We start from the raw sequence: 9,441 nt of genomic DNA, 5'->3' as shown, positions 1-9,441 counted from the left end.
GGGCCAGGTTTCCGCGCTGATCAAAGCCCGCCTCGCGGGCTGAGCGCCACCCGGCGCTCGCCCGGGTTTATCATGCAGTAACCATGATCCCGCGCGATTTCATCGACACCCTGCTTGCCCGCGTCGACATCGTCGACGTCATCGATCGGCGCGTGCCACTGAAAAAAGCCGGGCAGAACTACCAGGCCTGCTGTCCCTTTCACAGCGAAAAAACCCCTTCCTTCACGGTCAGTCCGACCAAACAGTTCTACCACTGCTTCGGCTGCGGCGCACACGGCACCGCGCTCGGCTTCCTGATGGAATACGAGCACATGAGCTTTCCCGACGCAGTCGGGGCGCTGGCCCAGGACGTGGGCCTGCCGGTGCCCGAATCCGGCGAACCCGACCGGCCCAAGCCGCCGCCGGCGCTGTGGGACGCACTGGAGCAGGCCGCGCAGTTCTATAAAAAACAGCTGAAGCAGACGCCGCATGCCATCGACTATTTGAAACGGCGCGGACTGACCGGTACCATCGCCGCCCGCTACGGCATCGGCTACGCACCGGATGGATGGTCCCCGCTGAAGCAGGTTTTCGCCGATTACACGGCGGACACCCTCGCCGCTTCCGGTTTGGTCGTCGATGGCGACAATCGACGCTACGACCGCTTCCGCGACCGCATCATGTTCCCCATCAAGAACGCCAAGGGCCGGATAGTCGGCTTCGGCGGCCGGGTACTCGGCCAGGGGGAGCCGAAATACCTCAATTCGCCGGAAACCCCGCTATTCCACAAAGGCTCGGAGCTTTACGGCCTGTTCGAAGCGCGCGCCGCGATCAAGGCTGCCGGCCGCGCCATCGTGGTCGAAGGCTACATGGACGTCGTCGCACTGGCCCAGCACGGCGTGGAGTTTGCCGTGGCTGCGCTGGGCACCGCCACCACGCCGATTCATGTGCGCACCCTGCTGCGCCACACCGATCGTCTGATCTATGCCTTTGATGGCGACAAGGCCGGGCGCAAGGCCGCCTGGCGCGCACTGGAAAACTCGCTGGAAGCACTGCAAGACGGCAAGGAAGTCAGCTTCCTGTTCCTGCCCGAAGGCGAGGATCCCGACAGTTATATCCGCGCCCGCGGCCAGGCCGCCTTTTTGCAATTGCTGGACACCGACACCGTGCCGCTCTCGGCGTTTCTGATTCGCGAACTGGCGCGCGACCGCAAGCTCGATAGCCAGGAAGGCCGCGCCGCGCTGATCAAGGATGCAAAACCGCTGCTGGAAAAAATTGCCGCGCCGCTGCTGGCCAGCCTGATTCGTCGACAAATCGCCGATCTGACGCATTTACAGGCCGACGAGCTCGGCCTCATGGGAATCAGGCCCAGCACACCCCAGCGCATCTCCCCTCGCCCGCAACGCCGTCCGGCACCCTCGCGCGTACGCAGCCTGGCTCGTACGCTGCTGATGAACCCGCAGCGTGCGGCCGAAGTCGACCCCTGCTGGCTGGACGCGAACGATCCGCTAAGCAGCCGCATGAGCGAACTGATGGCCTGGCTCCACGAGGTTGGCCCGCTCAAACCGCAGACGCTCTGCGAAACCGCCAAAGGCAGCGCGCTGGAACCTCTCGTCGACGAACTGCTGACTGACCTGCTTGACAAAGACGATAGTTGGGACTGGAACGCGGAGTTCGATGGCGCAGTCAAACAACTGCGCGATGACTGGCAGCGCCGCCGCTGGCAGGAACTTGCCGCGCGGCCGCTGGGCAGTTTGAGTGCCAGCGAGCGGCAGGAATTGGCTGAACTGGCACGATACTAGCTTACCAGAAACGCCAAGACAAAGCCCCGGCTTACGGTATAATTGCCGGTTTTTTAAACGATTTTTTCTGCGCGCGTTTTGCGCGGGCAGAACCTGAGCGGAGACAAGCCTGTGGCTGTACGTGGAAGAAAACCGGGCGGTAGCGCCAAAAAAACCGAAGCGTTGCTCCCCCTGAAAGAGTTGACGCCGGTGGAGGCCGAGGCGCGCCGCACCCAGTTGAAGAACCTCATCATTCTGGGCAAGGAACGGGGCTTCCTGACCTACGCCGAGATCAACGACCACCTGCCCGACGAAGTGCTGGACGCCGACCAGATTGAAGGCGTGATCAGCATGATCAACGATATGGGCATCCAGGTCTACGACGAGGCGCCGGATGCCGAAACCCTGCTGATGCAGGAAGCCGCACCTGCCGTCGCCGACGAAGACGTGGTGGCCGAGGCGGAGCAGGCACTGACCACGGTCGATTCCGAATTCGGCCGCACCACCGACCCGGTGCGCATGTACATGCGCGAGATGGGCTCGGTCGACCTGCTCACCCGCGAGGGTGAAATCGAGATCGCCAAGCGTATCGAGGAAGGCCTGCGCCACATGGTGCAGGCGATTTCGTCGTGTCCGTTGACCATTCAACAGATTCTGGACATGGCGGCGCAGGTCGAAAAGGACGAGATGCGCATCGACGAACTGATCGACGGTTTTGTCGAAGTGGAAACCGAAGCCGCAGCAACCGAGGAAGCGGTGGAAACCGAAGACGACGACACCGACGAGGACGACGAAGACGCCAGCGCAGCGGTCGCCGCCGCCAACCTGGCGCAGCTGAAGGCCGAGGCGCTGGCGCAGTTCGACTTCATCCGCAAGGCCTACAAGAAAGCGCAGGCCGCCCATGCCAAATTCGGCCTCGGCAGCCCGCAGCACATGAAGGCCCAGACCGAAGTCACCGAACTGCTGATGGCGATCCGCTTCTCGGTGCGCCAGGTCGACGGCCTGTGCGAACAGATCCGCAATGCGGTGGAAGAAGTGCGTTCGCACGAGCGCAAGATCATGGAATTCTGCGTCGCCCGCTCGGGCATGCCGCGCCCCCACTTCATCAAGAGTTTCCCCGGCAACGAGACCAACCTGGTCTGGCTGGACAAGGAAATCGCCGCCAAGAAAGCATACTGCTCGACGCTTTCCAAGGTGCAGTACGAAGTCAAGGCGCACCAGGAAGCGCTGATCGCGATGCAGGATCGCGTCGGCCTGCCGATCAAGAACCTGAAGGACATCAACAAGCAGATGTCCACCGGCGAAGCCAAGGCGCGCCGCGCCAAGCGCGAGATGATCGAGGCCAACCTGCGCCTGGTGATCTCGATCGCCAAGAAGTACACCAACCGCGGCCTGCAGTTCCTCGACCTGATCCAGGAAGGCAACATCGGCCTGATGAAGGCGGTCGACAAGTTCGAATACCGCCGCGGCTACAAGTTTTCGACCTACGCGACCTGGTGGATCCGCCAGGCGATCACCCGCTCGATCGCCGACCAGGCACGCACCATCCGCATCCCGGTGCACATGATCGAAACCATCAACAAGATGAACCGCATCAGCCGCCAGATCCTGCAGGAAACCGGCATCGAGCCGGATCCGGCGACGCTGGCGATCAAGATGGAAATGCCGGAAGACAAAATCCGCAAGATCATGAAAATCGCCAAGGAGCCGATTTCCATGGAAACGCCGATCGGCGACGACGAAGACTCCCATCTGGGCGACTTCATCGAGGATTCCAGCACGCTGTCGCCCGACGATTCCGCGATCTACGCCAACCTGCGCGATGCCACCCGCGAAGTGCTGGACAGCCTGACCTCGCGCGAAGCCAAGGTATTGCGCATGCGCTTCGGCATCGAAATGAATACCGACCACACGCTCGAAGAAGTCGGCAAGCAGTTCGACGTGACGCGCGAGCGGATTCGCCAGATCGAAGCCAAGGCGTTGCGCAAGCTGCGCCATCCGACCCGTTCCGAAAAGCTGAAAAGCTTCGTCGGCAGCGGCGAACAGTAAGCCCTGCCCCGCCACGCGGGGCTTTACGTTTTCGGGTCTGTAGCTCAGCTGGTTAGAGCAGGGGACTCATAATCCCTTGGTCCACGGTTCAAGTCCGTGCAGACCCACCAAATATAAATCCAACAACGTCCCAATACATCCCAAAGCCCGCGTAAAACCGGGCTTTTTCTTTGCCGGCTTGTCCGTTCTCGCTTATATACAAACCTTGCCTCAAGCTCTCTTGAAACGTTAACCCGGCTTTTTCCCGGTGCGCACCTAACGTGTATTGGGGCTTCAAACAGTCATTCAGGCACTTCCCCTGCAAAGAACTCATTGCATCTTACTGGTTATTATGTACCATCCGTTGCTGACCGGGAATCCGGCACACACAAAAATCACAGGGGGAGATCACTTGAACAAGACCAATTTAGTCGTTTTGATGTCGGCAGCCCTGCTTGGCTCGGGCTGTGCATCGATTGTCTCTGGCACCAATCAGAGCCTCACGGTAGAGACCCGCAGCAAAGAAGGGCAGCCTGTCGCGAGTGCCAATTGCAAACTCTCCAACAACAAGGGCAGCTGGTATGTGACCAGCCCCGGTTCAGTGGTCGTAAGCCGCAGCTACGAAGACCTGCTGATCAATTGCGAGAAAGAGGATCAGGCACCCGGTCTGGCAAGCGTGAAATCATCTACCAAGGGCATGGCATTCGGCAACATCCTCTTTGGTGGTGTGATTGGTGCCGGGGTCGATATTGCCAGTGGCGCGGCGTATGACTACCCAACCATGATCACCGTGTTGATGGGGGGCAACGTCACGGTTGACGCGCCGGCGCCGGACAAGGCCCAGTCGCAGGCAGCCGCCGGGACGATTTCCACCGCCGCAGTAAATGCACCGACTGCCGAAGCCAAGCCTTGAATCGCCCCGGGCATAAACAATTTCCGGGCGGAACCGCCCGGAAACCTGGCATTGGGCAAAGGGCCTGCACGGCCATCATCCTCGCCGCTGCGGGTTGATCCTTCCTTCCGCTGCAGGAGCAACCTCGCGGGCTTGCCGTGAGCAAGGCCGACAAAATCCGGCGACACAACAGCCTCAAGCCCATCAGCCACGGGGGTATTCGGGGCACGGTTCGCTTGGTGGGGACTGGTATACCCAGTGCTTACGCGGTTTGGCAGATGGCGGCAAAGGAAGCGCAGGCACCATTTAACCCGACATCAGCGATAATCATCCCTAATAAAAACAGGGGAGTGCCTGATGGAAGGGGAAGTCAGAAAACCCGGCGAGCGCCGCGTGCAGATTCTGCAGACGCTGGCCGCGATGCTGCAGGAACCGCAGCCCGAGAAAATCACCACGGCCGCTCTCGCCGCACGCGTCGGCGTATCGGAAGCGGCGCTATACCGCCACTTTTCCAGCAAGGCGCAGATGTATGAGGGCTTGATCGAATTCATCGAACAAACGCTGTTCGGGCTGATCGCGCGCATCACTGCCGACATCCCCTCGCCGGCCGCGCAGGTCAAGGCCATCCTTGGCATGCTGCTGAATTTTGCGGCGAAGAATCCCGGCATGACGCGGGTGCTGATCGGCGACGCACTGGTGCATGAAAACGAGCGCCTGCAAAAACGCATCAATCAACTGCATGACCGCATCGAAGCCCAGTTGCGGCAATGCCTGCGGCTGGCCGGCGACGAACTGGCCGAACGCAGCGCGCCGCTGGCCAATCTGCTGCAATGCGTGGTGGTGGGGCGCTGGCACCAGTTTGCCAAGAGCGGGTTTACCCGCGCGCCGGGTGGCGACATCGATCTGCTGCTGTCGCGCCTGCTCGACGCTCACCCTGCCTGAACGCCTGCCTGGCCGCACACCAGGCAGGCCGGGTCGCGCGGCACCTTCATCACGCGGGCGTCGCTGCGCAGGCCATCCCACAGCAACAGCCTGCCCACCAGTAGCTCGCCCACCTGGGCCAGATATTTCAGCGCCTCCAGCGCCTGCATCGCCCCGATCACGCCAACCAGCGGCGAAAACACCCCCGCCTCGGCACAGCGCAATTCGGGCTCATCCGCGTGATCGGGAAACAGGCAGTGATAACAGGGACTCTCGGCGCGGCGCGGGTCGAAGACAGCCAGCTGTCCCGAAAACCCGATCGCGGCACCCGACACCAACGGCTTGCCGAGCAGCACACAGGCACGGTTGACGGCATGCCGGGTAGCGAAGTTGTCCGATGCGTCGACCACCAGATCCACCGCCGCCACCGCCTCGTGCAGGGCATTGCCGACGAGCGTTTGACGAATCGGCTGCACTTCGATTTCGGGGTTGATGGCCAGCACGCTGCGCGCGAGCGAATCGGCCTTGTTCTGCCCGATCGCTGCGCTAACGTGGCCGATCTGGCGCTGCAGGTTGGTGAGGTCGACGCTGTCGCCGTCGGCCAGCAACAACCGGCCGACGCCGGCTGCGCCCAGATAGAGCGCCACCGGGCACCCCAGCCCCCCGGCGCCGACGATCAGCACCGAGGCTGCGGAGATGCGCGCCTGTCCGGCCACGCCGACTTGCGGCAACAGAATATGCCGGCTGTAGCGCAGCAGTTGATCGTCATTCAGATCCATGCACGGCGGCGTGGCTATTTATAGCCGCGCCATTCCTCGGGTGTCTCGTCGCGATCGCCATGCAGATGGCGTTCGTAGACTTTCATGAAAGCCTGCTGGGATTTGATGTCCGGTTCGTTGGCCGCGACATTGCGCCGCTGCACGCCCTCGCAAAAGTAGGCCAGCGCGCGCTTGAGCTTGCTGAGCAGGCTGTTGTCGAGATGGAAGCCCTGGCTCGCCAGTGCGGTTTCGAGCCCTTCCAGGGTGTACTCGCAGATGTGGTAGCTCACCAGCAGGCGGTCGGCCCCCGCCCCCGCCATCACCTGCAAGCCTTCCAGGCCTTCCAGCAAGGACAGGGCGCGTTCCACTTGGCCCGCGGGCACAGGATGGAAGACGATTTCGCGGTTTTTCTCGAGGTCACACGGACGCATGGCACCCCCGACAGGCTAGATAGGCACAGTATATACCGCGTCGCCCGCGCTGCCGCGGCAGCGCATTTTGGCTCAGCGTCCCTGCAGGATCTGCAGGCCTTTCAGCAGATTGAGCGCCTGATTCACCTGGAAATCGTTCTTCGATACGATCTCGCCCGGCTCCAGCGTCAGCGGTTTTTTGTCCTTGCCCGGCTGCTCGGCCGGCGGCGCCTTGATGCTGTCGGCCGGCTTGCTCGCCGGGGCCGTCTCCCCGCCGTTCGGATTGCTGAGGTGCTTGTCGAGATCGGCCTCGCGAATTTCCAGCCCCTCATCCGCCGATGGCATCGCCGGATCTTCCACCACGATATCCGGCTCGATGCCCTTGGCCTGAATGGAGCGCCCGTTCGGCGTGAAGTAGCGCGCGGTGGTGAGCTTGATCGCGGTGCCATTGCCGATCGGCAGGATGGTCTGCACCGAGCCCTTGCCGAAGGTGCGGGTACCCATGACGACGGCGCGCTTGTGATCCTGCAGGGCGCCCGCCACGATTTCGGATGCCGAGGCCGAGCCGCTGTTCACCAGCACCACCATCGGCACCTGTTTCACGCCATCCGGCAGGTTTTTCAGATAATCGATCTGCATCGGGCGCAGATAGTTTTCACGGCTGGCGGTCAGCCGCATCTTGGCGTCGTCGGTACGGCCCTCGGTATACACCACCAGGCTGTCGGGCTTGACGAAAGCCGCCGTCACCGCCACCGCGCCATTGAGCAAACCGCCCGGGTCGTTGCGCAGATCGAGGATCAGCCCCTTCAGCGGCGCCTTGTTGTCCTTGTACAGCTTGCTCAGGGCCTCGGCTAGCAGCTCGCCGGTGTGCTCCTGGAACTGCGTCACGCGCACATAGCCGTAGCCGTTTTCCAGCAGCTTGGATTTGACGCTGCGAATCTTGATGATCGCCCGCGTCAGCGTCAGCACGATGGGCTTGTCGACGCCCTTGCGCGCGATGGTGAGCCTGATGGTCGCCCCCGGCTTGCCGCGCATGCGCTTGACCGCATCGTTCAGGGTCATGCCCTTCACCGGGGTATCGTCGAGCTTGATGATCAGATCGCCGGGCTTGACCCCGGCCTTGAAGGCCGGCGTGTCCTCGATCGGCGAAACGACCTTGACGAAACCGTCCTCCATGCCGACTTCGATGCCCAGGCCGCCGAATTCGCCCTGCGTGCCCACCTGCAGATCCTTGAAGCCTTCGGCATCCAGATAGGCGGAATGCGGATCCAGCCCGGTCAGCATGCCGTTGATCGCCTCGGTGATCAGCTTCTTGTCTTCCACCGGCTCGACGTAATCGCTCTTGATGCGGGCGAACACATCGGTAAAGGCACGCAGCTCCTCGACCGGCAGCGCCGTCTCCGCTTCCTTGTTGGCGATCGCCGACAGGTTGACCGTCAGCGCCGCGCCCGCCAGTACGCCGGCCAGGCCGACGAGTACGAATTTTGCCTTGTGCGTCATCTCACTTCACCCACAGGAGGGGGTTAACAGGGCGGCTTTGATGCCGCATTTCGAAATACAGGCCGGTGTCGGGCTGGCCGCCGCTGTTGCCGACCGTGGCGATCGCGTCGCCGGACTGAACCCGTTCGCCAACCTGCTTATACAGACTTTCATTATTGCTGTACAGGCTCATATAGCCCTCGCCATGGTCGACAATAATGAGGTTGCCGAAGCCGCGCAGCCACTCGGCAAACACCACCTGTCCGGCAGCGATCGCCTTCACCGCCGACCCTTGCGCGGCACGGATGAACAGACCTTTCCAACTCACTCCGCCCTCCTCCCTCGGAGCCCCGAAGCGATTCATGAGTTCCCCCGCAACCGGCAAGCGCAAGAAGCCTTTCAGTCCCGAGAAAGGCCGTTCCGAGCGAAACGCCACCGGCGTTTCGGCATTCACGGCCACGGCGCGGCGCGGCTGGCCGACCGTCTCCGTCTCGGCTTTCGGGGATTTCTGCGCCTGCTGCGCAGCACGGGCGCGTGCCGCCTCGCGTGCCGCCTGCTGCGCCATCAGGCGGCCGAGACGCTCCACCAATTGGGTCAGGCTGCGCTCGTCGCGTTTCAGGTTGGAAATTTCACGCCGCTGCTGCTGGATTTGAGTCGACAGGTTCTGCAGCACCGCCTCGCGGGCGCGCTTGTCGGCCAGCAGCTTCTTTTGCTCGGCCTCGCGCGCCGCCTGCAGCTGCGTCAACTCGGTCGTTTTTTGCGCGGTCTGCTGTTGCAGTGCCGCCAGTTGTGCGAGATCGGCGCGCAGCGTTTCGATCTGGGCATGCTGGGCATGCGACAGGTGCGTCAGATAGCGCAGGTCGCGCGCGGTCTGGTTGGGGTCCGTGCCGTTGAGTATGAGTTTGAGTGCATCGCCCTGTCCGCGCTGGTAGGCGGCCTTGAGTGCCCGGCCCAGGCCGGCCTGTTGCTGGCGAATGCGTGCCGCAACGGCTTCAGCCTGCTGCGTCAGCGTCTGCAGGTCGCTATCGGTGCGCTGGCGCTCGCTGTCCAGTTCGCGCAACTGACGCACCGCGCTACTGATGGCGCGTTCGGATTGGCGCAGTTCGTCGGCTGCTTCCTGGCGGTGCGCCTGCGTGTTGCGAAACTCCGTCTGCAGGGTGTGCAGACGTTGCTTGAGCGCGTCGAGCTCGGAT

At 62.5% G+C, this 9,441-nt stretch carries 8 protein-coding genes and 1 tRNA gene; 5 read left to right on the top strand and 4 right to left on the bottom strand.

What is annotated here, in order from left to right; genetic code table 11:
* Positions 1–83 precede the first annotated feature (83 nt).
* The 5 genes from dnaG (at position 84) to slmA (ending at position 5,622) form a co-directional block, all read left to right on the top strand.
* Complete coding sequence (dnaG, locus tag BGO62_RS07965) at positions 84–1,781, top strand: DNA primase (RefSeq protein WP_296641015.1); 1,698 nt, start codon at positions 84–86, stop codon at positions 1,779–1,781.
* Between the two features lie 162 nt (positions 1,782–1,943).
* The gene (gene rpoD, locus BGO62_RS07960) at positions 1,944–3,809 is read left to right on the top strand and encodes an RNA polymerase sigma factor RpoD (protein ID WP_296641013.1); all 1,866 of its coding nucleotides are present in this window, start codon (positions 1,944–1,946) and stop codon (positions 3,807–3,809) included.
* Positions 3,810–3,842: 33 nt separating this feature from the next.
* Positions 3,843–3,919 (top strand) — tRNA-Ile (locus tag BGO62_RS07955).
* A 281-nt stretch (positions 3,920–4,200) separates the two neighbouring features.
* Positions 4,201–4,701 (top strand): hypothetical protein, encoded by a 501-nt coding sequence (locus BGO62_RS07950; protein ID WP_296641011.1) that lies wholly within the window; start codon positions 4,201–4,203, stop codon positions 4,699–4,701.
* 336 nt (positions 4,702–5,037) lie between these two features.
* The gene (slmA, locus tag BGO62_RS07945) at positions 5,038–5,622 is read left to right on the top strand and encodes a nucleoid occlusion factor SlmA (RefSeq protein ID WP_296641010.1); all 585 of its coding nucleotides are present in this window, start codon (positions 5,038–5,040) and stop codon (positions 5,620–5,622) included.
* Here slmA and moeB read toward each other — a convergent pair.
* The 4 genes from moeB to BGO62_RS07925 form a co-directional block, all read right to left on the bottom strand.
* Positions 5,610–6,380 carry a molybdopterin-synthase adenylyltransferase MoeB gene (gene moeB, locus BGO62_RS07940; RefSeq protein WP_296641005.1) on the bottom strand — a complete coding sequence of 257 codons (771 nt, stop codon included), beginning with the start codon at positions 6,378–6,380 and terminating at the stop codon, positions 5,610–5,612. The genes slmA and moeB overlap by 13 nt on opposite strands.
* Positions 6,381–6,394: 14 nt before the next feature.
* The gene (locus BGO62_RS07935; protein WP_296641003.1) at positions 6,395–6,790 is read right to left on the bottom strand and encodes a hypothetical protein; all 396 of its coding nucleotides are present in this window, start codon (positions 6,788–6,790) and stop codon (positions 6,395–6,397) included.
* Between the two features lie 72 nt (positions 6,791–6,862).
* Complete coding sequence (locus BGO62_RS07930) at positions 6,863–8,269, bottom strand: S41 family peptidase (protein ID WP_296641002.1); 1,407 nt, start codon at positions 8,267–8,269, stop codon at positions 6,863–6,865.
* 1 nt (position 8,270) lies between these two features.
* Positions 8,271–9,441: peptidoglycan DD-metalloendopeptidase family protein (locus tag BGO62_RS07925; RefSeq protein WP_296641000.1), on the bottom strand; the 1,171-nt coding region annotated here is incomplete at its 5' end.

Source organism: Thiobacillus sp. 65-1402, from assembly GCF_001897685.1.
Taxonomy (GTDB): Bacteria; Pseudomonadota; Gammaproteobacteria; order Burkholderiales; family Thiobacillaceae; genus Thiobacillus.
The sequence above is the reverse complement of the archived record's forward strand: the minus strand, read 5'-3'. Positions and strand labels throughout refer to the sequence as shown.